20 protein-coding genes and 1 pseudogene are annotated in these 23066 nt (G+C 67.8%); 19 read left to right on the plus strand and 2 right to left on the minus strand.

What is annotated here, in order from left to right; all coding sequences use genetic code 11:
* Window position 1: 1 nt before the first annotated feature.
* Entirely contained in the window at window positions 2-355 is a 354-nt protein-coding gene (locus CLV29_RS03670; protein ID WP_208292742.1) for an SIS domain-containing protein, read from the minus strand.
* Here CLV29_RS03670 and CLV29_RS16665 point away from each other — a divergent pair.
* From CLV29_RS16665 to CLV29_RS03730, 13 genes and pseudogenes are all read left to right on the plus strand, one after another.
* Window positions 299-1524: pseudogene (locus CLV29_RS16665) on the plus strand (extracellular solute-binding protein). The gene CLV29_RS03670 and the pseudogene CLV29_RS16665 overlap by 57 nt on opposite strands.
* A 2-nt stretch (window positions 1525-1526) precedes the next feature.
* Window positions 1527-3188, plus strand: a complete 1662-nt coding sequence (locus CLV29_RS03680; RefSeq protein WP_208292744.1) for an ABC transporter permease — start codon at window positions 1527-1529, stop codon at window positions 3186-3188.
* 70 nt (window positions 3189-3258) lie between these two features.
* Window positions 3259-4035: an imidazole glycerol phosphate synthase subunit HisF gene (hisF, locus tag CLV29_RS03685; RefSeq protein ID WP_133753692.1), complete on the plus strand. Its 777-nt coding sequence runs from the start codon at window positions 3259-3261 to the stop codon at window positions 4033-4035.
* On the plus strand, window positions 4032-4949 hold the full coding sequence (locus tag CLV29_RS03690) for a 2-hydroxyacid dehydrogenase (RefSeq protein ID WP_133753693.1): 918 nt from the start codon (window positions 4032-4034) through the stop codon (window positions 4947-4949). Before hisF ends, CLV29_RS03690 begins: the two co-directional genes overlap by 4 nt.
* 98 nt (window positions 4950-5047) lie before the next feature.
* Window positions 5048-5461 carry an HIT family protein gene (locus CLV29_RS03695; protein WP_133753694.1) on the plus strand — a complete coding sequence of 138 codons (414 nt, stop codon included), beginning with the start codon at window positions 5048-5050 and terminating at the stop codon, window positions 5459-5461.
* A gap of 309 nt (window positions 5462-5770) precedes the next feature.
* Window positions 5771-6253: a hypothetical protein gene (locus CLV29_RS03700; protein ID WP_133753695.1), complete on the plus strand. Its 483-nt coding sequence runs from the start codon at window positions 5771-5773 to the stop codon at window positions 6251-6253.
* A 1009-nt stretch (window positions 6254-7262) separates the two neighbouring features.
* The gene (locus tag CLV29_RS16950; protein ID WP_279586449.1) at window positions 7263-7388 is read left to right on the plus strand and encodes a hypothetical protein; all 126 of its coding nucleotides are present in this window, start codon (window positions 7263-7265) and stop codon (window positions 7386-7388) included.
* 179 nt (window positions 7389-7567) lie between these two features.
* Window positions 7568-9358, plus strand: coding sequence for a dihydroxy-acid dehydratase domain-containing protein (locus tag CLV29_RS03705; RefSeq protein WP_243831703.1), 1791 nt, complete (start codon window positions 7568-7570; stop codon window positions 9356-9358).
* Window positions 9359-9683: 325 nt separating this feature from the next.
* Window positions 9684-10409 carry a M23 family metallopeptidase gene (locus CLV29_RS03710; RefSeq protein ID WP_243831704.1) on the plus strand — a complete coding sequence of 242 codons (726 nt, stop codon included), beginning with the start codon at window positions 9684-9686 and terminating at the stop codon, window positions 10407-10409.
* A 556-nt stretch (window positions 10410-10965) separates the two neighbouring features.
* Window positions 10966-12687, plus strand: coding sequence for an acetolactate synthase large subunit (locus CLV29_RS03715; RefSeq protein WP_243831705.1), 1722 nt, complete (start codon window positions 10966-10968; stop codon window positions 12685-12687).
* Complete coding sequence (gene ilvN / locus CLV29_RS03720; RefSeq protein ID WP_133753698.1) at window positions 12684-13235, plus strand: acetolactate synthase small subunit; 552 nt, start codon at window positions 12684-12686, stop codon at window positions 13233-13235. Before CLV29_RS03715 ends, ilvN begins: the two co-directional genes overlap by 4 nt.
* Window positions 13236-13372: 137 nt before the next feature.
* Window positions 13373-14392 (plus strand): ketol-acid reductoisomerase, encoded by a 1020-nt coding sequence (gene ilvC / locus CLV29_RS03725; RefSeq protein WP_208292883.1) that lies wholly within the window; start codon window positions 13373-13375, stop codon window positions 14390-14392.
* Between the two features lie 316 nt (window positions 14393-14708).
* The gene (locus CLV29_RS03730; RefSeq protein WP_166649119.1) at window positions 14709-15638 is read left to right on the plus strand and encodes an SDR family NAD(P)-dependent oxidoreductase; all 930 of its coding nucleotides are present in this window, start codon (window positions 14709-14711) and stop codon (window positions 15636-15638) included.
* Here CLV29_RS03730 and CLV29_RS03735 read toward each other — a convergent pair.
* Window positions 15628-16278: a hypothetical protein gene (locus CLV29_RS03735; RefSeq protein ID WP_133753701.1), complete on the minus strand. Its 651-nt coding sequence runs from the start codon at window positions 16276-16278 to the stop codon at window positions 15628-15630. The two genes, CLV29_RS03730 and CLV29_RS03735, sit on opposite strands and share 11 nt — an antisense overlap.
* Before the next feature lie 139 nt (window positions 16279-16417).
* Between CLV29_RS03735 and CLV29_RS03740 the strand changes: the two genes are divergently transcribed.
* The 6 genes from CLV29_RS03740 (at window position 16418) to CLV29_RS03765 (ending at window position 23041) form a co-directional block, all read left to right on the plus strand.
* Window positions 16418-17017 carry an O-methyltransferase gene (locus CLV29_RS03740; RefSeq protein ID WP_133753702.1) on the plus strand — a complete coding sequence of 200 codons (600 nt, stop codon included), beginning with the start codon at window positions 16418-16420 and terminating at the stop codon, window positions 17015-17017.
* A 66-nt stretch (window positions 17018-17083) separates the two neighbouring features.
* Entirely contained in the window at window positions 17084-18127 is a 1044-nt protein-coding gene (locus CLV29_RS03745) for a 3-isopropylmalate dehydrogenase (protein ID WP_133753703.1), read from the plus strand.
* Between the two features lie 81 nt (window positions 18128-18208).
* Complete coding sequence (locus tag CLV29_RS03750; protein WP_133753704.1) at window positions 18209-19294, plus strand: branched-chain amino acid aminotransferase; 1086 nt, start codon at window positions 18209-18211, stop codon at window positions 19292-19294.
* A 146-nt stretch (window positions 19295-19440) separates the two neighbouring features.
* Window positions 19441-20430 carry a hypothetical protein gene (locus CLV29_RS03755; RefSeq protein ID WP_133753705.1) on the plus strand — a complete coding sequence of 330 codons (990 nt, stop codon included), beginning with the start codon at window positions 19441-19443 and terminating at the stop codon, window positions 20428-20430.
* A gap of 252 nt (window positions 20431-20682) precedes the next feature.
* Window positions 20683-22302 carry a citramalate synthase gene (gene cimA / locus CLV29_RS03760; RefSeq protein WP_133753706.1) on the plus strand — a complete coding sequence of 540 codons (1620 nt, stop codon included), beginning with the start codon at window positions 20683-20685 and terminating at the stop codon, window positions 22300-22302.
* Window positions 22303-22366: 64 nt separating this feature from the next.
* On the plus strand, window positions 22367-23041 hold the full coding sequence (locus tag CLV29_RS03765; RefSeq protein WP_133753707.1) for a DUF1707 SHOCT-like domain-containing protein: 675 nt from the start codon (window positions 22367-22369) through the stop codon (window positions 23039-23041).
* The last annotated feature ends 25 nt before the right edge of the window (window positions 23042-23066 follow it).

Genomic DNA, 23066 nt, shown 5'->3' on the forward strand with positions numbered 1-23066 from the left:
GCTACAGGATCACCGATCGGGTGAGGGAACGGGGATGATCGGGGTCGAGTCCGCGGGCGAGAGCTCGTTCCAGGGCGACCCGCTGGGCGAGGACCAACGACGCGAGCGGGTCGATCGCGGGTTCGACGGCACCGGCGCCGGTCGTCTCGATCTGTTCGGCCAGGCCTTCGGGGAGCGGACCGAAGGCCCACACGACCCGGTTCGGAGCAGCGATCGCGATCGGCCCGTGCCGGTAGTCCATGGCGGGGTAGGACTCGGTCCAGGACTGCGAGGCCTCCCGGTTCTTCAGGGCTGCCTCGTGGGCGAGGCCGATCGTCCAGCCGGTGCCCAGGAAGGTGGTCTGCTCCGCGGTCACCGCCTCCTCCGGCAGCCGCAGCTGCAGGGCCGAGGTCGCATCGGCGATGCTGCGGTCGACGTCCAGCTATTCCGACGCCCCCAGGCGAACTGGCAGACCGTCATCGATGGCTTCGAGGCGGCGAACGAGGGCACCACGGTCAACCTCGAGGTGGTCTCCTGGGAGGATCTGGACTCGGTGGTGACCACTCGGATCCAGGCGGGGGAAGCGCCGGACATCCTCAACGGTGGCCCGTTCACCGGGTACGTGGGAGATGACCTGCTCTACCCGATCGCCGACGTGCTGAGCCCGGAGACGCTGAACGACTTCACCCCGTCGTTCATCGAGAACGCCTCGGTCGACGGTACGCAGTACGGGGCCCCGATGATCGCCTCGGCACGCGCCCTATTCATGAACACCGACTTGATGGAGCAGGCCGGGGTGACCGAGGCGCCGACCACCTGGAGGAACTGAAGGAGGCCTCGCAGAAGGTCTCCGAGACCGGTGTCGCCGGGTACGGCATGCCGCTCGGCTCGGAGGAGGCACAGGCGGAGGCGGCCACCTGGTTCTACGGAGGCGGTGGCGGATTCGGCAATGCCTCCGAGATCACCGTCGACACCCCCGAGAACCTCGAGGCCGCCGAGTTCATGCGCAGCATGATCGACGACGGGGACACCCAGCCCGATCCCGGCGCGACCAACCGGAGCCCGCTGATGGACGTGTTCATCCAGGGCGAGATCGGCTTCCAGGTCGGTCTGCCGCCGACGGTCGGCCAGATCGAGGAGAGCAACCCCGACCTCAACTACGAGATCGCGCCGATCCCGACCAAGGACGGTTCCTCGTTCACCCTCGGGGTCGCCGATCATCTGATGGCCTTCCGCAACGACGACGACAAGACCGAGGCGATCAAGGCGTTCCTCGACTACTTCTACAGCGCCGATGTCTACACCACCTGGGTGAGCGCCGAAGGCTTCTTGCCGACCACCCAATCGGGCAACCAGGCCATGAGCTCCGATGCAGCCCTGCAGCCCTTCTTGGAACTGCTGCCGGATGCGGTGTTCTACCCCAGCGCCAATCCGGCCTGGCAGGCGACGGATGCCGCCTTCAAGGAGAACTTCGGTCTGATCGCCACCGAGGATCCGGCAGAGGTGTTGCAGACCATCCAGGCGGCAGCAGACGCGGAGAGCTGACGGTGGCCGACTCCGCACCGGCAGAGCTGGGTCGTTCCGGGCAGGCGACTGCCCGCAACGGCCGAGGTGGCAGCGAACTGCTGCAGGCACTTCTCTGGATCGCCCCGGCAACCACCCTGATCGTGCTGGTGGTCTTCTTCCCGGCCGGGCTGATGATCTTCAACTCGACACGTGAGATCTCCTTGTCGGGTCTGGATCGCGGCAGCGCGGGGTTCGACAACTTCGCCGAGTTGTTCGCCTTCCCGGCATTGCCGGCGGTCATCGGCCGGACGATCATCTGGGTCGGGGTGGTCGTCTCGCTGACCGTGTTGATCTCCCTGGCCATGGCACAGCTGCTGAACAAGGCATTCCCGGGGCGACGGCTGGTCCGGATGATCGTGATCATCCCGTGGGCGTCCAGTGTGGTGATGACGACGATGGTCGTCTACTACGGCCTGGAGGGCTACATCGGCATCATCAACAAGTTCTTCGTCGGCATCGGGCTGCTCGCCGAGCCCTACGGCTGGACCCGCAACGCGCTCCCCGCGTTCTGCTGGTCGATCGCGGTGGCCGTCTTCGTGTCCCTGCCGTTCACCACCTACACCTTGCTGGCGGGTCTGCAGACCGTACCCGAGGACGTGCTGGAGGCAGCCCAGGTCGACGGGGCGGGCCGGTTCTCCACCTACTTCCGGATCGTCCTGCCGCAGCTGCGCAGTGCACTGGCAGTGGCGGTCCTGATCAACATCATCAATGTGTTCAACTCGCTGCCGATCCTGCGGGTGATGACCGGGTCCATTCCCGGCTACGACGCCGACACCATCATGACCTTGATCTTCAAGTTCCTGCAGCGCGGTGACTTCGCCCTGGCCAGCGCTCTCAGTGTGCTCGGATTCGGACTGTTGCTGTCGGTCGTCTTCCTGATTCCGTACGTGATCATGTTCTTCGGCTCGGTGAAGTCGAAGGCGGAGATCCGCAGTGTCGACCCGACCTACTTCCCTCGGGAGTGGCACTGGGACAACTACCTGACCATGTGGTCCACCCCGGAGACGCCGTTGTGGCAGAACCTGGTGTCGACCATCGTCATCTCCGTCGGTGCCACCGCTCTGGTGTTGCTGGTGGCCTTGCCCGCGGCCTACTACACCGCCCGCTTCCGGTTCCCGGGCCGAGTGGTGTTCCTCTCGCTGGTGATCATCACGCAGATGTTGCAACCGGCGGTGCTGACCGCCGGTATCTTCCGCGAGTTCAACCTGATCGGATTGGACGACACCTGGTTGGCGATGATCCTGGTCAATGCGGCGTTCAACCTGTCCTTCGGAACCTGGATCATGCACTCCTTCTTCGCCGGTGTGCCGAAGGAGATCGACGAGGCGGCACAGATCGACGGTGCCGGCACCTGGGCGACCCTGTTGAGGATCAACCTGCCACTGGTCTGGCCGGGCATCGTGACTGCCACCATCTTCACCTTCGTCGCCTGCTGGAATGAGTTCGCGGCCTCGCTGATCCTGATGCGGACGCCGGGCAACCGCCCGCTGAGCGTGGCCCTGACCTCCTTCGTCGGGCAGTACGAGACCAGTTGGCAGTACGTCTTCGCCGTCTCCATCCTGTCGATCGTCCCGGTGGTGATCCTGTTCATGGCGATCGAGCGCAGGCTGATCGGCGGGCTGACAGCCGGTGCGGTGAAGTGACCGCAGCACTGCCCGGTCGGCGGACCAGCCCCTGCGCCGGCCGGGAGGGGAGAGGACCTAGTCTGGTCCCGTGACTTTGGCCCTGCGAGTGATCGCCTGTCTGGACGTGCATGACGGACGTGTGGTCAAGGGGGTGAACTTCACCGGGCTGGCCGATGCCGGTGATCCGGTGGAGCTGGCTGCCGCCTACGGTGCCGCCGGGATCGACGAACTCACCTTCCTCGACATCTCGGCCTCCCATGAGGGGCGGTCGACCACCCGGGAGGTGGTCCGGTCGACAGCCGAACGGGTCTTCATCCCGCTCACGGTGGGCGGGGGAGTGCGGTCGGTGCTCGACGTCGACGAGCTGTTGCGTACCGGCGCGGACAAGGTCGGCGTGAACACCGCCGCCCTCGCCCGACCGGAGTTGATCACCGAGATCTCCCATCGTTTCGGCAACCAGGTACTGGTGCTGTCGGTGGATGCGCGGCGTGAACCGGGGCAGCCCTCGGGATTCGGGGTGACCACCCACGGTGGCCGTCGCAGTGCGGGGGTGGATGCCCTCGCCTGGGCGATCGAAGGGGCTGAGCGTGGGGCTGGGGAGATCCTGCTCAACTCGATGGACGCCGATGGCACCACCGACGGTTTCGACCTGGAGATGATCTCCGCCGTTCGCGACGCCGTCGACATCCCGGTGATCGCCTCCGGAGGAGCCGGAACCGCGGACCATTTCGTGGAGGCGGCCAGGGCGGGCGCCGATGCGGTGCTCGCGGCCAGTGTGTTCCACTACGGGGTGGTCACGATCGATCAGGTCAAGTCCGCACTCGCCGAGGCAGGATTCGTCATCAGGACAGGGAGCAGAGCATGAGGGCATGGTTGCCGTACGAGTCGATCGCCGACGCCGAGGCGGCGATCGGGAAGATTCCCGAGAACGTCGAGGTGGACCTCTTCACCGGTGGCGACGACGGCTGGCCGGACTCGATCGCCGAAGTCGAGTTCCTCGTGATGCCCTACATGCAGGGGACGGGGCCGCTGGATCGGGTGGCGGAGATGACCTCGCTGCAGGTGGTACAGACGCAGACCGCGGGATACGAGGGAGTGATCGACCTGCTGCCTGCGGGGGTGAGCCTCTGCAATGCCGCCGGGGTGCATGACACCGCGACAGCGGAGTTGGCCGTCGCCCTGGCATTGGACAACGGGCGCAAACTCGATGTGTTCGCGCGGAACCAGCCCGAGGGTCGGTGGAAACCCCAGTGGGGGAACTCGATCGCCGATCAACGGGTGTTGATCATCGGTTACGGCCACATCGGCAAAGGCATCGAGGCCCGGTTGTCGGGCTTCGAGACCGCCTCCATCACCAAGGTCGCCTCCCGTGCCCGCGACGACATCCGTGGTGTCGACGAGCTGGATCAGCTGTTGCCGGAGGCCGATGTGGTCTTCGTGATCGCGCCGTACACACCCAGGACCGACAAACTGCTGGATGCCGAGAAGCTGGCCCTGTTGCCCGACGGCGCCCTGGTGGTGAACGTGGCCCGGGGCAAGTTGATCGACACCGAAGCCCTGATCGCCGAGACCGGAAGCGGGCGCCTGCGTGCCGCGCTGGATGTCACCGAACCCGAACCACTGCCGGCCGACCATCCGTTGTGGCGTGCCCCGGGAGTGGTGATCAGCCCGCACATCGGCGGGGCCGCCTCGTCGTTCGAGCCCCGGATCGGTCGCCTGATCGGCGAGCAGTTGCGCCGCTGGGCGGCCGGCGAGGAGTTGCTGAACAAGGTCAACTGACCGTCACCGGAGCGACGGGACGCACCTGCCGTCCGTCGCTGCCGGGGTACCTGACACCCCTGGCCTGCTCGACGGGGCCGGTGTGGTCGAATGAGGGTATGAGCACCGAAGCCGACTGCCTGTTCTGCAAGATCATCGCCGGTGAGATCCCCTCCAAGCAGGTCTACTCCGACGACGCCGCGATCGCGTTCCTCGACATCAATCCGTTCCATCGAGGGCATACGCTGGTCGTGCCTCGGGAGCACGTCACCGATGTGCTCGAAGGAGATCGGCAACTGACCACGATCGCCCCGGCGGTCGACGCCACGGCCCGGTTGTTGCGGGACAAGTTGCAGCCCGGGGGGTTGAACATCTTCAACTCCGCAGGTGCGATCGCCGGCCAGGAGATCTTCCACCTGCACGTTCACCTGATCCCGCGGTACGAGAGTTCGCCCGGCCTGGCGAATCTGCTCAACCGTGACCCCGACGCAGGCGCCGACCTGGACGCCGTCCACGCCGAACTCACCAGCTGAACCACTGCGGTTAACCCACTGCGGTGGACCGACTGCGGTGAACCCGCTGCGCCCGAATCGCTGCGCTGAACCCACCGCGCTGAACCCGCCGCGACGGAATCGGGGCACCCCGGGACAGCGATGCTGACCCGACCCGGGTGTCGGAGCCGACCTGCTCCGGGCACCGCTTCCGGACCCCAGCGAGCAGATCCCGGCTCGCGGAGCCGGACCGCATCCTTGCTGACGTCGCGCGGTGCCCGTTCCGCCCCCGTCGATGTTCGACCGATCCCGACTCGCGAAGCCGGACCGCATCCTTGCTGACGTCGCGCGGTGCCCATTCCGCCCCCGTCGGTGTTCGACGGACACCTGCCGTTCTGGCTGCGGGTGGTTCTGCTCGTGCTGGCTTTCGGCTGGTCGATCTGGGCTTATCCGAAGGTCGACGTGCCGGTGTTGCGGCTGCTGGGCCGACTCGGTGGCGGGTCCTGGCCGCGGGCGTTGCTGGTCGGGATCGGGTATCCGCTCCTGCTCGGGGCGGTGTTGCTCGGCGGCACCGTCTGGGTGCTTTCGGAGCCCATCGATCCGCTGCGGGCGACGGTCGTACCGTTGCTGCTGGTGGTGCTGGTGGGGCCCTTCGTCTGGGCGGTGATCCCGAGCCGGTCCAACGGCCCGCACACAATGGCGCGAGAACTTCGGCGACTGGTCGGGACGGAAGCAGGACCGGCGTGGACCCTGGCGATCAGCGCCATCATCACCGGTCTGCTCCCCGCGGCGTTGATGCTGGGTGCGTCCGTGGTCGTGCTCGGACTGGGGTGATCCCGACCCCTCGAGCCGACAGCCGTGCAGGTGGAGAGACGAGCAGCGGCCGGGGGACCTTGATGTCCTGCAGTTCACTGGCTCGTCGTGGGAACTTCCAAGGGGTGGGGCAACCAAACAAACATCACACTCGATCGGCTCCGCGCCCAGTTTCACCGGCGTGTTGCCCCACCAGCGGCATCGAGTGTGACGTTTGTCTTCCCCATCCCACCGATTCTCTGATGGCAAGGGCTCACCGGGGCTGCAGATTTGTCGAACCGTGGCCAGCTGCAGTGCACTGCAGCAACCGTCGGCGGTGCTGATGGGGCGCCCACCAGGAAGATCAACCCCGGTTCGATCACCGACCGGATCGACTGCAGCGTCGGCGGATGGCGGTCGCCGTCACGACCTCGCGCGAGGACTGAGTGCCCTGAACCGCACCGGTACGGGCGGTCGGAGGCTGGGCAGGCGCGGACAGGGTCGGAGGCTGGGCATGCGCGGACAGGGGGAGGTTGGGCAGGCGCGGACAGGGGGAGGTTGGGCAGGCGCGGACAGGGGGAGGTTGGGCAGGCGCGGACAGGTGGACGTGGACACGTGGACAGGTGAGGGGTCAGTCCATCCGGGCTCAGCGTCGGTCCGACCCGCTCCGCCCCTGCCCACGGATAGCCTTTCGCGGCGCCCGATCTTCTTCTGTTCTTCGACTGGGAGTACCTGCCTGCCTGGAGATGGTGGGTCCCGGTCGCGCTGGCGGGCGTATGGGCGATCTGGGCCGGGTTCAAGTTGGAGGACCGGATCCTCGGTCAGTTCGCCCGGCTGGGTGGATCGTCCTGGCCGGGTGCGCTGCTCGTGGGCGTCGGTTACCCGCTGCTGCTGGCGATACCGCTGGGCGTCGGTACCTTCTGGGCGTTCCGCGCCGGGGGACCCGTTTCGGGTGACGATCGTCGGGTTGGCGGGGGCAGTGGTGCTCGGGCCCTTCGTCTGGCCTGTCGCCATCAGCATGAGCCATGGTCCGCAGCACATGGTCCCCCGAATGCGTGAGCACACGGAAACCGAAACGGGTCCGGTATGGACCATGGCAATCTGCGCGATGTTCATCGGGCTGGTTCCTTACATGCTGGTGGTGCTGAATCGGGTTCTGGTGGTGGTCGCGCGGTGAGGCCGGCACAGGCGTGAGGCGGAGGCCCCACGGCGGACGATCACCCGGTGCTCGGCGTCCGGCCGTACCACTGTCCCTTGGTCCGTACCGGTGTGCTCGGCGATGCCCGGATCATCGCGACGCCGTGATCGGCGCGAGACGATGCACTGGCGGTTGTCCGGATGTGGTGTCATAAGGAGGTGAGTACGATCGCCCGTGAACCCGATTCCGTGTCGACGTCCGCCGAGGCGTGGAAGCCCGGCCAGGACTGTCAAGCCGTCGCCACCGCACATCTACTGGGACAGGATCCGAATGACATCCATGGCCCCACCTGGGGTGTGGTGGGAACCCTCGGCGACTCGATCTGCTACGGCGGCGTACCGGACAAGGTGAATGCGATCCATGCCGAACTGGCGCGGCGGATCACCGACTCCCAGCTGCACAAACGGCTGGTCTCACCCAACTACTCCGGTGGTGTCTCCGACGGTCAGCGCAACGGCACCCCGCAGATGCGCTACTCCCTGATCGGGCGGGAAACCACCCATGACGGGATGTCGCTGCACCTGGAGGGCAGCGACCTCGAAGGCGTGATCGCCGTCGTCGCCTGCGACAAGCCCCCGGTGGGTACGACCGCGGCACTGCTGGAGCGCAACGTACCGGCCGTGATCCACTCCGACGGGTCCATCCGTCCCGGCATCGACCCCGAGACCGGGGAGACGATCGACCTGGTCAGCTGCTTCCAGGTCGCCCAGGATCCGGACCCGGTCAAGCGCGAGCGCTGGGCCCGCAATGCCTGTCCCGGTATCGGCAGTTGCGGCGGCATGTTCACCTACAACACGATGCAGTCCTTCATCGCCACCATCGGGCTGGAGCCGGTGCACATGGTGGCCCCGGTCTCGGAGGACCCGCGGCGGATGGACCAGTTCCCACGCGAGCTGGTGGATTGCCTGTTGTTGATGACCGAGCAGAACATCCGCCCCCGCGACCTGGTCACCCCCGCGGCCCTGCGCAACGGCATGATCGTCGCCATCGCCATGGGCGGGTCCACGAACGTCCTGCTGCACGCACCGGAGATCGCCCGCTCGGCCGGGATCGACTTCTGGAACGAGGTGATGAGCCGGGACGAGTTCAACCAGCTCTCCCGCGACGTCCCGGTCCTGATCAACGCCCGTCCGTTCGGGAAGTACTACATGACCGACATCGAGGACAAGGGCGGTCTGCAGGTCATCCTGAACGAACTGCTGAAGGCAGGGCTGCTCGACGGCAGCACCCTCACCTGCACCGGCGAGACCTTGGCCGAGCAGATCGCCCGGCTCGATCCGCCGGCGCCGGACGGTGACGTGATCCACGCCTTCAACACCCCCTACAAGAACACCGGAGGTCTTCGGGTGCTCTCGGGCAACCTGGCTCCCGACGGCGGGGCGGTGCTGAAGGTCGCCGGTGTCGAAGGCGGTATCGGGGCCGACAACCGGTTCGTCGGCCGCGCCCGCACCTTCGACAGCGAGCCGGCACTGCTGGACCAGTTGATCAACGCGCCGGAGGTCTTCGCCGACAACGACATGGTCGTCATCCGCTACGAGGGCCCGAAGGGTGCCCCCGGGATGCCGGAGATGCTCGACCCGACCTCGCGGATCACCACCTTGTGCCGGGAGCGGGGGATCACCATCGCCTTGATGACAGATGCCCGCTTCTCCGGTGGGTCGGTCGGCCTGGTGATCGGCCACGTCGGACCAGAGGCCGCGGTCGGCGGGCCGATCGCGCTGGTCCAGGACGGTGACACCATCGTGGTGGACCTGAACGACGACACCTTGAACTGTGAGGAGCTCGGTGACCTGGCGGTCTTCGAGGATCGGCAGGCGCGGTGGCAGGCCGAGGCCGAGTCGAACGGCGGGCTCTCCCCGCACGTACGGGCCGTGCAGAGCCGACTGCTCAAGCGGATGCGGCTGCTGGCCAACCCGGCCATCCTCGGCGCAGGCATGGGTGAGGGCTGAGACTGCGGCGCCGGTCGGCGGTGCAGCCCTCATGCGGTGAGGCCTGGCCGCAGGATTGCGTTCGGTCAGCCGGAGCCGGACGGTGGCCGAGATCCGGCCTTCCGCGGGTGCATCCTGTACGTCATGGAGATCACCCGCATCCGGGTCGGGGCTTGCGATGAGTGGCGTTTCACCGGGGGGGACGCAGCCTTCTCGTCGAGGTGCCCGGGGGGACCGGTGGCGGGGCGGAGCAGCATCCGGCCTCCATACCGACGGCGCTGCTGCTCGGTTGGGTCACCGACGACATCCGCCACGATCTGGCCGACCCGATCTGACCGATCCGCTGGTGCTGGCCGCCGTCGACCACCTGCGCGACCGTGGGGTGGCCGAAGTCTCCTGGCTCCCGCACGACGACCCCGCGGTGCCCCTGCGCATGCGCGAGGACCTGCCGTACTCCGTCGTGCTCGACTATCCGATGGCCGGCCACCTGCTGGTGCAGAACAGTCCGGCCGACCGGGTACCCAGTCACGGGACGGAGCTCTTCGCCGGTGCGCGGGCGATCGACCTGGTGCCGGTCGACGCGCGGGGGAGGTCGGCTCCGTTCGGACCGCTGTCGGTCGTCCGCAGCGAGGACCCGGCGCGTTTTCCCGGCTTCGGCCGGCCGGTCCATGCCGTTGTCGACGGTATCGTCGTGGCCGCCCGCGATGACCTGCCCGACCATCGTGCCCAGCGGGGGTTGCCCTCGGTCACCTATGCACTGACCCAAGGGCGACGGGCGGCGCAGGGCTGGCAGGCGATGGCCGGCAATCATCTGTTGATCCAGCAGCGACCGGGGGTGGTGGTCGCCGTGTGCCATCTGCAGCAGGGGAGTCTGCGGGTGGGCGTCGGGCAGCGGGTGCGCGCGGGGCAACGGATCGGGTCCTGCGGGAACTCCGGCAACAGCACCGAACCACATGTACATCTGCAGGCGATGGATGGCCGCGACCCGATGACTGCGAACGCGCTGCCGATCACCTTCCCCGGCGGATTGCCGTGCAACGGCACGGTGGTCGACGGCCGACCTGCGGGCTGACCGCGGCGGGTTCCGGCATTTTCGGTCGTTATCCGGCCACTGCTGCCACATACGGCAGCAGTGGCCGGATAACGACCCTTTCTGCCAGTGAATCCCGTCGGGCGAGCAGATGATCCGACCTGGTGACCAGAAAGTGAGACGGGGCGTCCCGACAGTTGACACAGCCAGGCCGGTGAGGGAATGTGGTGGCGTGCAGAGCATCCTCCTCGTAATCATCAGGCGTGTCGGCTGACGCCATCAGTCACCGACACGCTGCCCCGTTTGCCCACCGGCAACCGGGGTTTTTCGTTGGACACATCCCGTTCGGCAAGAATTCCTGATGATTGCGAGGGGAGACGCCCTGTGCACCGGTCCCGCCTGGGAGCGAGGCCGGCGGACAAAGACTGATCCGCACAGGCAGTCGTAGACCAACGAGGTGCCATGGAGGCACCGCAGAGAAAGGCCACCGATGTCCGGGACAAGAGCTGGCGAATCAGTTCCCCAACCGCAGGCCGTGCCGTCGGCCCCCGCCCAGCAGGGGTCATCGGCCAAGGGCGCACCGCCGCGCCCCACTCGGATGACCGGCGCGCAGGCGTTGGTACAGGCACTCGAGTTGGTCGGGGCCGACACCGTGTTCGGCCTCCCCGGTGGCACCATCCTCCCGACCTACGATCCGCTCTACGACTCCGAAGCGGTTCGGCACATCCTGGTCCGGCATGAGCAGGGAGCCGGTCACGCCGCCCAGGGGTACGCGATGGTCACCGGCAAGGTCGGTGTCTGCATGGCGACCTCCGGCCCGGGCGCGACCAACCTGGTCACCGCGATCGCCGACGCCTACATGGACTCGGTGCCGATCGTGGCGATCACCGGACAGGTGAACAGTGCGGCCATCGGTACCGATGCCTTCCAGGAAGCCGACATCCGCGGCATCACCATGCCGATCACCAAGCACAACTTCCTGGTCACCAAGCCCGAGGACATCCCGCACGCGATCGCCGCCGCCTTCCACCTGGCGGCCACCGGGCGCCCCGGACCGGTGCTGGTCGACATCTCCAAGGACGCCCAGCAGGCCGAGGCCGAGTTCGTCTGGCCCGAACAGCTGGATCTGCCGGGGTACCGCCCGGTGACCCAGCCCCATGCCAAGCAGATCCGGGAGGCGGTGAAGCTGATCGAGGCCGCGCATCGGCCGGTGCTCTACGTCGGCGGCGGTGTCACCAAGTCGCGTGCCTACGACGAGCTGGCCGAGCTCGTCGAGCTCACCGGGATCCCGGTGGTCACCACCCTGACCGCGCGGGGAGCGATCCCCGACAGCCATCCGTTGAATTTCGGTATGCCCGGGATGCACGGAACCGTGCCGGCGGTCGGCGCCCTGCAGCGCAGCGACCTGTTGATCTCCCTGGGTGCTCGATTCGACGACCGGGTGACCGGCAACCTGGACAGCTTCGCCCCGGATGCGAAGGTGATCCACGCCGACATCGACCCGGCCGAGATCTCCAAGAACCGGTACGCCGATGTGCCGATCGTCGGTGATGTCGGTGAGGTCATGCGGCAACTGCACACCGCCCTGGCCGGGGCCGAGCTGCAGGACCTGAAGCCCTGGCAGGAGCGGCTGCAGTCGATGGCCGAGCGGTATCCGACCGGCTGGGAACCGCCGGTCGACGATGTGCTCAGCCCGCAGCAGGTGATCTCCCGGATCGGTGAGATCGCCGGTCCCGATGCCTACTTCGCCGCTGGCGTCGGCCAGCACCAGATGTGGGCGGCACACTTCCTGCCGCATGAGCGTCCCGGTCACTGGCTGAACTCCGGAGGCGCCGGGACCATGGGTTACTGCGTCCCGGCAGCCATGGGCGCCAAGGTCGGTCAACCCGACGCCGTGGTCTGGGGGATCGACGGCGACGGTTGTTTCCAGATGACCAACCAGGAGCTCACCACCTGCGCCCTGGAGGGCATTCCGATCAAGATTGCGGTGATCAACAACCAGTCCCTGGGCATGGTCCGGCAGTGGCAGACCCTGTTCTACGACGGTCGGTACTCCAACACCGACCTGAAGACGAACATGGTGCCGAACTTCCCGAAGCTGGCCGAGGCGATGGGCTGTGTCGGCCTGCGGGCGACCCACCCCGACGAGGTGGACGAGGTGATCAACCAGGCCATGGCGATCAACGATCGACCGGTCGTCGTGGAGTTCGTGGTGCACAAGGACGCCATGGTCTGGCCGATGGTCGCCGCCGGCACCAGCAACGATGCGATCAAGATCGCCAGGGACATGGCGCCGGACTGGGAGGACGAGATCCTGTGAGCACCCCGAGCAGCGAGCCCCGCAGTCGTACCCTGAGCGTGCTGGTGCTGAACCAGCCCGGAGTCCTCGCCCGGATCTCCGCGCTCTTCTCCCGACGCGGTTTCAACATCGAATCACTCGCCGTCGGCCCGACCGAGGACCCGGCGATCTCCCGGATCACCGTGGCGACCAAGGTCGACGACCGGATCATGGAGCAGTTGACCAAGCAGCTGAACAAGCTGGTCGAGGTGCTCAAGATCGTCGAACTCGAGGCCAGTGCGGTACGCCGCGAACTCCTTCTGGTGAAGGTGAAGGCGACACCGGAGACCCGGGGACAGGTGCTGGAGATCGTCCAACTGTTCCGGGCCAAGGCCGCCGATGTCACCGTCGACACCATCACTGTCGAGGCCACCGGTTCGCCGGAGAAGCTGGAGGCCTTCCTGCGGATGTTGGAGCAGTACGGCATCAAAGAATTGGTGCAGTCGGGTCTGGTCGCGGTCGGCCGCGGCAGTCGCTCCATCTCCGACCGTGCCGGACGCCCCGAACGGGCCCGGCAGGCCAGCGCGTAGATTCACCCCCGATCGATCCGATCTCGAACCCGGGACCGGTTTCGGCCGGTCCCAACCGGACCGGTCAGGCAGTACCCACAACCCGCAATACGCAGTACAACCCGCAATACGAAGGAGAGCCCACAGTGGCTGCAGAAATGTTCTACGACACCGACGCCGACCTGGCCGCGATCGCCGATCGGAGTGTGGCGGTCCTCGGTTTCGGTTCCCAGGGTCACGCACACGCGTTGTCCCTGCGTGATTCCGGTGTCGACGTCCGGGTGGGGCTTCCCGAGGGAAGCCGCAGCCGGGCCAAGGCCGAGGAGCAGGGCCTGCGGGTGCTCACCCCGGCCGAGGCCTGCGCCGAGGCCGACGTGATCATGGTGCTGGTTCCCGATCACAAGCAGCGCCAGCTCTACACCGAGGCGATCGAGCCGAACCTGAACGAGGGTGATGCGCTGTTCTTCAGCCACGGCTTCAACATCCGCTTCGGCTACATCAAGCCCCCGGCCAATGTCGACGTGGCCATGGTGGCACCGAAGGGCCCCGGCCACCTGGTCCGTCGTGAGTACAACGAGGGTCGCGGTGTGCCGGTGCTGGTCGCGGTGGAGCAGGACGCCACCGGTCACGCCTGGGAGCTTGCCCTGGCCTACGCCAAGGCGATCGGTGGTCTGCGTGCCGGCGGTATCAAGACCACCTTCACCGAGGAGACCGAGACCGACCTCTTCGGTGAGCAGGCCGTCCTCTGTGGCGGTGCCTCGCAGTTGATCATGGCCGGTTTCGAAACCCTGACCGAGGCCGGTTACCAGCCGGAGGTCGCCTACTTCGAGTGTCTGCACGAGCTGAAGCTGATCGTCGACCTGATGTACGAGGGCGGCATCGCCAAGCAGCGTTGGTCGATCTCCGACACCGCCGAGTACGGGGACTACGTCTCCGGCCCGCGGGTGATCGACGCCCAGGTGAAGGAGAACATGAAGGGTGTTTTGGCCGACATCCAGAGCGGCGCCTTCGCGCAGCGGTTCATCGACGACCAGGACGCCGGTGCACCGGAGTTCAAGAAGCTGCGTTCGGAGGGGGAGACCCACCCGATCGAGAAGACCGGCAAGGAACTGCGCGAGCTGATGGCCTGGGTGAAGAGCCACGACGACGACTACGTCGAGGGTACGGCCGCCCGCTGATCGGCTCGGGGGAACCGGCTACCGGAGAACGTATCGGTTGATCCCGCCAAGGGGCGTCACGCGCAGGTGCGTGACGCCCCTTCGTCGTACCGTGCGACCAGCCGGCCGGCCTCCGGCTGGGGTTTCGCCGGGTCATGATCGACTGCCTCGAGAAGTCGGCGCGGCGGACCGACGGGGTGGTGGCGCCGGCGTGGGTAGGGGCTCGACTCCTCCCGCCGTATCCGTTCCGCAGGACATGCACCCAAGTGGCCTGTTGAGCTGCAGGTCCTGCGGAACAGTTCGGAGTCGAGCCGTCCGAGTGGGGAGAATGGAACCCGTGAGCATCGACCACTTCTCCCGCACCCTTCCCGATCGTCCGGAGGCCAGGTTCCTGATCACCGGCGCCACCGGTGGCCTCGGCTACTTCACCGCCGAGGCACTGGCCGTCACCGGGGCACAGGTACTCCTGGGAGCCCGGGACGCCGCACGGGGGCGACGGGCCGCCGAAGCGATCCGGCGCCGGGTCGGCCGGGCCAAGGTCGAGATCGTCGACCTCGACCTGACCGACCGTGACTCGATCGAGGGGGCGGCGGTATCGGTCGGTGCCGACCGGCTCGACGGTCTGGTCCTCAACGCCGGTACGACCACCCCGCCGCGGACCCGACGGACGACGGCCGAGGGCAATGAGTTCACCTTGGCCACCAATGTGATCGGTCACGCGGTCCTCACCGCGAAACTGCTGCCCGCGCTGGCTGCCACGCCCACCGCATCGACGGTGCCGCCACCGCGGGTGGTCGGGTTGGGCAGTCTCTCCACCGTGATCGTCGGGCTGGCAGCCGACGATCTGCAGAGTCAGCGCGAGTACCGGCCGTTCCGGGCCTACGGTCTGTCCAAGCATGCGATGCACGGACTGATCTTCGAACTCGACCGGCGCCTGCGCAGGGAAGGCTCCGGGGTCCAGGCATTGCTCGCCCATCCCGGTTATGCCGTCGACGCGCTCAGCCCCCAGCGGCCCGGCATCGTCGTTCCCCGACCCCACGAGCGGTTGCCGATCGCGCAGGGGAAGGCGGCCGGGGCGCTGCCGACGCTGCAGGCACTGCTCGACCCGAGCCTGTCGGGTGGGGCGTTCCTCGGGCCGCGGTGGCTCACCCGCGGGCCGGCCGTGCCGGTGAGCGCGGTGGCCTCCAGCCGTTCGGAGTCCTTCGGCAGCCAGTTGTTCGCGCAGCTGCACACGTGGTCCGGTGGCGCCGTCGGCCTCAGACCGTGAAGACTTCCACGTCGACGATCATCGAACCGTCGGCCACGACGGCCCGTACCACCTCGTGGAAGCTCTCCACCCGCTCACCCTCGTCGTCGAACATCCCGCTGCTGCGGTCACGGCAGATCTCGGTGTAGTCACCGGCCGGAATGTCCTGCAGTGCGGTGTCGGGATCGAGTTCCTCGCACTCACCGAAGCGCTCGTCCAGCATCGCGGTGGTCTGCTCGACCTCGGCTGCGGGCACCCGCAGCAGGGCCCGTACCCGCCAGTCCTGGCCGTTCTCGAAGCTCGACTCGAGCAGCTCCACGTCCTCGGGGAAATCGGTCTCGGCATGCAGGTTCAGTTCGGCGACGGTGATCGGATCGCAGTCATGACCGATGAACCCGTTGGTGCATCGGGACCCGTACTCATTGGTGTAGGAGAAACCCGGTACGCCGAGCCGGCTGGCCAGGTGCAGGGCGCCCAGCACGGCCGCGACCGCCAGTGCCGCGATCACGGCCAGGGTGATCAGGTTGCGGCGGCGGCGTTGTCGCTGCTCGAGCTTGCGGGCGGCCAGATGGCCCTGTTCGGTGACGTGCTGCCAGCCTGTGTCGGGGCTCTGCGGCGTCCCGGTCCGGGGACTGCGGAGATCGGCGCGCCCATCGCTCATGGCGCTCATTCTGCCAAACCGGCAGGGCAGCTCCGTACCGGCCGATGGGGCGAGCGGGGTGCCGCGGCGACCGGGTCGCGGGACGCGCCCATCATCCGGACCGGATGACGCCGTCGGGCGTCGGTGGTTGACTCGCTCCGTGAGCTATGACCCGGAGGTTCCCGATCTGGTCCGTCGTGCCCTGCGGTCGTCCCTGCAGCACGGGTACGTCCACGCGACCCGGACCGAGACCGGGCGGCTGCTGGCGGCCCTGGCCGCGACCCGGACCGGGACCATCGCCGAGTGCGGCACCGGGTGCGGTGTGGGCTCGGCCTGGTTGCGCAGCGGGGCACCCCGCCGGACCCGTGTGATCACCGCCGAACTCGATGCCACCTTGGCCGCCGGCGCGGCCGAGACCTTTGCCACCGACGACATCGACGTCCTGCAGGCCGATTGGACCGATCTGAGCGAGCATGCGCCCTTCTCGCTGCTCTTCGTCGATGCCGCCTCGGCCAAACAGGCCGATCGCGACCTGTTGATCGAACTGGTCGAACCCGGTGGCCTGATCGTGCTCGACGACCTGCAGCCGGCCCCCGGCTGGCCGCCGATGGTCGACGGCCGGGTGGACGTGGCCCGGCAGGAATGGCTGGCAGATCCGCGACTGGCGGCGGTCGACGTGCTGGTCGCCGATGACACCTCGGTGGTGATCGCCACCCGGCGGGATCTCGCTGAGGCGAGGGAGTCGGAGGAATCCGACTGACGCTCGCCGTCTCAGGGAGCAGGACGAAGGTCTCATATGCCGGGATTTGTGGCTACAGTCAGGCCCATGGCTGAGGCAACCCTGGCAGTGATCGGCGGCGACGGCATCGGACCGGAGGTGACCGCCGAAGCGGTCAAGGTGATCGAGGCCGTGACCGGACCCGGAGTCTTCGATCGGGTCGACTACGACCTCGGCGCGACCCGCTGGCAACGGACCGGTGAGGTGCTGCCGGACTCGGTGATGGCCGAACTGGACACCGCCGACGCGATCCTGCTGGGCGCCGTGGGGGCCGCGCCGGGGGCCACCGACGTACCCAGTGGGTTGCTCGAACGCGGGCTGCTGCTGAAGCTGCGCTTCGCCTTCGACCACTACGTCAACCTGCGCCCGTCCAAGCTCTACCCCGGCAGTGTCAGTCCGCTCGCCGATCCCGGTGAGATCGACTTCGTCGTCGTCCGCGAAGGCACCGAGGGTCTCTACTGCGGCAACGGCGGTGTGGTCCGCGCCGGTACGCCGAACGAGATCGCCACCGAAGTCAGTGTGAACACCGCACTCGGTGTCGAGCGTGTGGTACGCGACGCATTCGCCCGGGCCGTCGCCCGTCGCGGCAAGCTCACCTTGGTGCACAAGCACAATGTGCTGGTGAACGCCGGTGGCTTGTGGCGCCGGATCTTCGAGCAGGTCGCCGCCGAGTTCCCCGGTGTCCAGACCGACTACCTGCATGTCGACGCGGCCACCATCTTCCTGGCCACCGACCCGTCCCGGTTCGACGTGATCGTCACCGACAACCTCTTCGGCGACATCATCACCGACCTGGCCGCGGCGGTCACCGGTGGCATCGGCCTGGCCTGCAGCGGCAACGTCAATCCCGAGGGCACCCATCCCTCGATGTTCGAACCGGTGCACGGTTCGGCCCCCGACATCGCGGGGCGGCAGATCGCCGACCCGACCGCGGCGATCCTCTCCGGGGCGCTGCTGCTGGAGCACCTCGGGCGCAGCGCCGAGGCCGAGGAGATCAACAAGGCCGTGATCGCCGATCTGGCCGATCGTCGCCCCGGTACCACCCGCCGTACCGCCGAGGTGGGCGACGCGATCGCTGCCGCCGTCGGTTGATCGCCGACCCCCTCCGGCGGGCCCGACCGCACGTCGGCCACCGCCTCACCACACGGAATTACTGCACGATAGGTTGCATCCATGAGCTTGGTTTTCGATGTCTCGGCCAACCCGCAGGCGGCTTCGGCCGCCGATCGGGAACAGATCTTGGCCAATCCCGGTTTCGGCACGAACTTCACCGATCACATGGCGAAGACCGTGTGGACCTCCGACGGAGGCTGGGGTGATGCGGCGATTGTGCCCTACGGCCCGATTCAGCTCGATCCGGCAGCCGCGGTACTGCACTACGCCCAGGAGATCTTCGAGGGCTTGAAGGCCTACCGGCACGCCGACGGTTCGATCTGGCTCTTCCGGCCCGATCAGAACGCCCAGCGGCTGCAGCGTTCGGCGGCGCGGCTGGCCCTGCCGGCGCTGTCGGTGGAGGACTTCATCGGCAGCATCACCGCTCTGGTCGAGGTCGACCAGGACTGGGTCCCCTCCGGTGGCGAGACCTCGCTCTACCTGCGCCCCTTCATGTTCGCCTCCGAGGCCTTCCTCGGCGTGCGCCCGTCGAAGGAGGTCACCTACCTGCTGATCGCCAGCCCGGCCGGTGCCTACTTCTCCGGCGGGGTGAAGCCGGTCAGCATCTGGATCACCGACACCTACAGCCGGGCCGGCCGCGGCGGCACCGGCGCCGCCAAATGTGGTGGCAACTATGCCTCCAGCCTGTTGGCGCAGACCGAGGCTGCCTCACGCGGTTGTGATCAGGTGCTGTTCGCCGATTCCGTCGAGGGCAAGTGGCTGGAGGAACTGGGTGGGATGAACGTCTACCTGGTCACCAATGCCGGTGAGTTGATCACCCCCGAACTGAACGGCAACATCCTCGAAGGCGTCACCCGGGACTCGATCCTGCAGCTGGCCGCCGATGCCGGCCTCACCCCGGTCGAGCGGAAGGTCTCGATCGAGGAGCTGCTGCGTGGAGTGGGTGACGGCGCGATCCGTGAGGTCTTCGCCTGCGGCACTGCTGCGGTGGTCACCCCGATCGGGTCGTTCAAGGATCTGGCAGGGGAGTACACCGTCGGCGCCGGTGAGGTCGGCGAGGTGACCGCGGCGATCCGGCAGCAGTTGCTCGACATTCAGTACGGCCGGGCCGAGGACCGGTACGACTGGATGCAGCGCATCGTCTGAACCGGTGTCGATCGCCGGCAGGTCAGGACGGGTCCGGTGACCAGCCACGCCGCGTCCGGCCCGTCCCGGACCCCGATGTGCCCTCGTCTGCCCGTTCGCATCGCGTCGGTACTCGCACCGTGCCCCGATCCGGGTGAGAATTCGGCATGACCCTGACCGCGACGCTGCTGTTGCAGCTGCTCGCCTTCGCCGCGATCGGGCTCGTGGTGCTCCTCCTGCGCCGCCGGTCGATCGGCGGTGATCGGCTCGACGACGCCTTCATCGCCGGCTTCGCCCACCGGCTCGGGCTGCCGGTACCGGAGAGCTTCCGCCAGGGCATCACCGATCAGGTGGAGCTGCGCCGCAACCGGGTCTGGCGGTTCGGCCTGGCCGGCCTGCTGCTCGGACTGCTGGCCGGTGTCGTGGTGCTGCTGCTGGGTCACCATGTGATCGCCGACGTACTGCCGCTCTGGGGTGTGGTGCTGGGGGCAGCGATCGGCAGCTGGTCGGCCGTCCATTCCTATCGGGCCCGGTTGTCACCGCAAGCGCCACCACTGGAGCATGAGCGACCGGTGACGGTTGCGGCCTACACCACGGTGGGGGAGACGATCTCCCACTTCTGCGTACCGGTGATGATCGCAGTTGCCTGTGCGGCGATGTGGCTGATCGGTTCGGCGGCGCCGGATGCCGGGCCCGGGACCGCCGAGTTGTTGATCATCGCCAGTTGCTCGGCCGTGGTCTGCATCGGCGTCTGGCTGTGGTTCTGGCGCTCGGAGAGGCCACTGGTCCGGCTGCCGCACTTCGCCGAGGACCAGATCGACCTGGCCTGGTCCGATGCCATGCGCGCGGTCGCCCTGCGTGACCTACGGGAGGCCGGGCAGTTGCTCGGGCTGCTCGGATCGACCAGCTGCATGCTCGCCGCCGGGGCGCTGCTCTACCAGGTGTCCCCGCAGGTCCGCTCCGATCCGGAGCTGACCGCCACCTTGGGCACCGCGCTGCTCTACGTCCTCGGGGCCTGCTGGGCAGTGCTGATGATCCCGTCGTCGATCGGTTCGATGGTGCGCAATCCGACGCTGAAACTGCCCCCGCCCGAGGGCTTGGTCTACGACGTGCAGGCCGGGACCGAGGAGCCGGGGGAGCCGGGTACGCGTCGCTGAGGCCGCCGACCGGTACGTCGAACGCCCCCACAGTGTCCTCGGCCGGGGATCGAGGGACCGCTCGACGAGACGCCTCGTACTGTATGTTGAGACGGGAACTTGGCATCCGATGGGCGGCTGACAGAGACTGAAGCCGTGCTCCGCATCGACATCATTGTGTGGCGCGTCTGACGGCCGAATCGTCGGACGCGCAGACCTCTCGTACCCACGAGAGGTTTTTTGTTGCCCGGCGAGGACAAGGGAACTGGATCAATGACGAACATCGTGGACCACAGCACCGTGGGCCTGCACGGCCGGGCGACCACCGCCCAGCCGGGTACCTTCCACGTCTACGACACCACGCTGCGCGACGGCGCCCAACAGGAGTCGATGCGACTGACGGTCGCCGACAAACTGCGGATCGCCGGCTATCTCGACGAACTCGGCGTCGGCTGGATCGAGGGCGGCTGGCCGGGTGCCAACCCCAATGACACCGCGTTCTTCGCCGCTGCCGCCGACGAACTCAACCTGAAGAACGCGACCCTGGTCGCCTTCGGGGCGACCCGCCGCGCCGGGGTCCGGGCAGCCGAGGACCCGCAGGTGCAGGCCCTGGTCGACTCCCTGGCCTCGACGGTCTGCCTGGTCGCCAAGAGCCACCGCGGGCATGTGGAACGGGCGCTGCGCACCACCGGCGAGGAGAACCTGGCCATGATCAGCGACACGGTCAGCTTCCTGGTCGACCAGGGGCGCCGGGTCTTCCTCGACTGCGAACACTTCTTCGACGGCTACCGGCTGGATCCCGACTACGCGCTGGAGGTCGTCCGGACGGCCAGCCGGGCCGGGGCCGAGGTGGTGGTCCTGTGTGACACCAATGGCGGGATGCTGCCGTCGTGGGTGCACGAGATCGTCTCCGAGGTGGCGAAGCTCGAGGTGCCGCTCGGGGTGCACTGCCACAACGACACCGGGTGCGCGGTGGCGAACACCCTGGCCGCGGTCGACGCCGGGGCGATCCACGTCCAGGGCACCATCAACGGCTACGGGGAACGGACCGGTAATGCCGACCTGATTCCGGTGATCGCCAACCTGGAACTCAAGTACGGCTGGGAACTGCTGCCCGAGGGTCGACTGGCCGAGGCCACCCGGATCTCCAATGCCATCGCCGCGGTGACCAATGTGGTCGGCTCACCGCGACAGCCCTACGTCGGTGCCTCCGCCTTCGCCCACAAGGCCGGCCTGCACGCCAGTGCGATCAGGATCGACCCGAACCTCTACCAGCACATCGATCCGGCGGTGGTCGGCAACGGGATGCGCACCCTGGTCTCCGACATGGCCGGCCGGGCGAACATCCAGTTGAAGGGCTCCGAGCTGGGTTTCGACCTGTCCGACCGCGAGCTCGCGGCCACGGTCACCGATGTGGTGAAGGAACGCGAGGCCCGCGGCTACTCCTACGAGGCCGCCGACGCCAGCTTCGAGCTGTTGTTGACCGAGTACGTCGGTGAACGGCCCGCCGAGGCCTTCACCGTCGATCACTGGCGGATCCATTCCGGCGCCGACCACACCGGTCGGACGGTGAACGAGGCGACGGTGAAACTGACCGCCAACGACGAGACCCATCTGGTGGTGGGGGAGGGCAACGGCCCGGTGAATGCCCTGGACCAGGCGCTGCGCCGCGGTCTCAGCATGGCCTACCCGCGGATCGCCGACTTCGAACTGGTCGACTACAAGGTACGGATCCTCGATTCCACCCACGGCACCGATGCCATCACCCGGGTGATGATCGACACCAGCGACGGTGAACGGACCTGGACCACCGTGGGCGTCGGGTCCAACATCATCGACGCGTCCTGGGAGGCCCTGGTCGACTCCTTCCGGTACGGTCTGCTGCGCGCCTGAGATCCCCGACCGGCTCCACCGTGGGTGGTCGCTCCCGTGGGTCGCTCGGCCTAAGCTGTCGGCCATGGCTGGCGGAGAGATGCGGATCGGGCACGCCGAGCGTGACGCGGTCGTCGACGACCTGCGGAACGCTGCGGCGGAGGGGCGGCTGACGCTGGAGGAACTCGACCAGCGTCTGGAGGCCGCACTGGAGGCGCGCACGCTGTCCGATCTGGACCCGCTGGTCGCCGATCTGCCGGTGAGCCCGCCCTCGCGACGCTTCGATCCCCGCAGTGCACAGCCGGTGGCCGCTCGTCCGTCCCTGCCGCGACCGGCCGGGTTGGACCCGCGAGACCGGCTGCGACTCGACGGCGGTATGTCGACGGTCCGGCGGACCGGGTACTGGGAGATCCCGCCGTTCCTCCGGATCGAATCCGGGATGGGATCGGTGATTCTCGACTGCCTGCAGGCCCGCCCGCTGGCCCCGGTGATCGACATCGAGATGATTCCCGGGGCGGGCACGGTGAAGATCATCGTGCCCGACGGCTGGGCGGCCAACACCGATCGGCTGTCCTCGGCATGGGGTACGGCGGCGAGCGCGGTGTCCACGACGCCGGCACCCCACTCACCGATCCTGGTCCTCCACGGTGGTGTGGGGATGGGGACGCTGAAGATCCGCAATGCCACCGGCCGGGAACGCCGCCGGCTCGAGCGCACGCGGCTGCCGGGCGAACCGGGTCGCCGGGAACTGCCGGGCTGATCCGGGGCTCACGGGCCAGGGGCGT

The sequence above is a fragment of the Naumannella halotolerans genome, from assembly GCF_004364645.1.
Taxonomy (GTDB): domain Bacteria; phylum Actinomycetota; class Actinomycetes; order Propionibacteriales; family Propionibacteriaceae; genus Naumannella; species Naumannella halotolerans.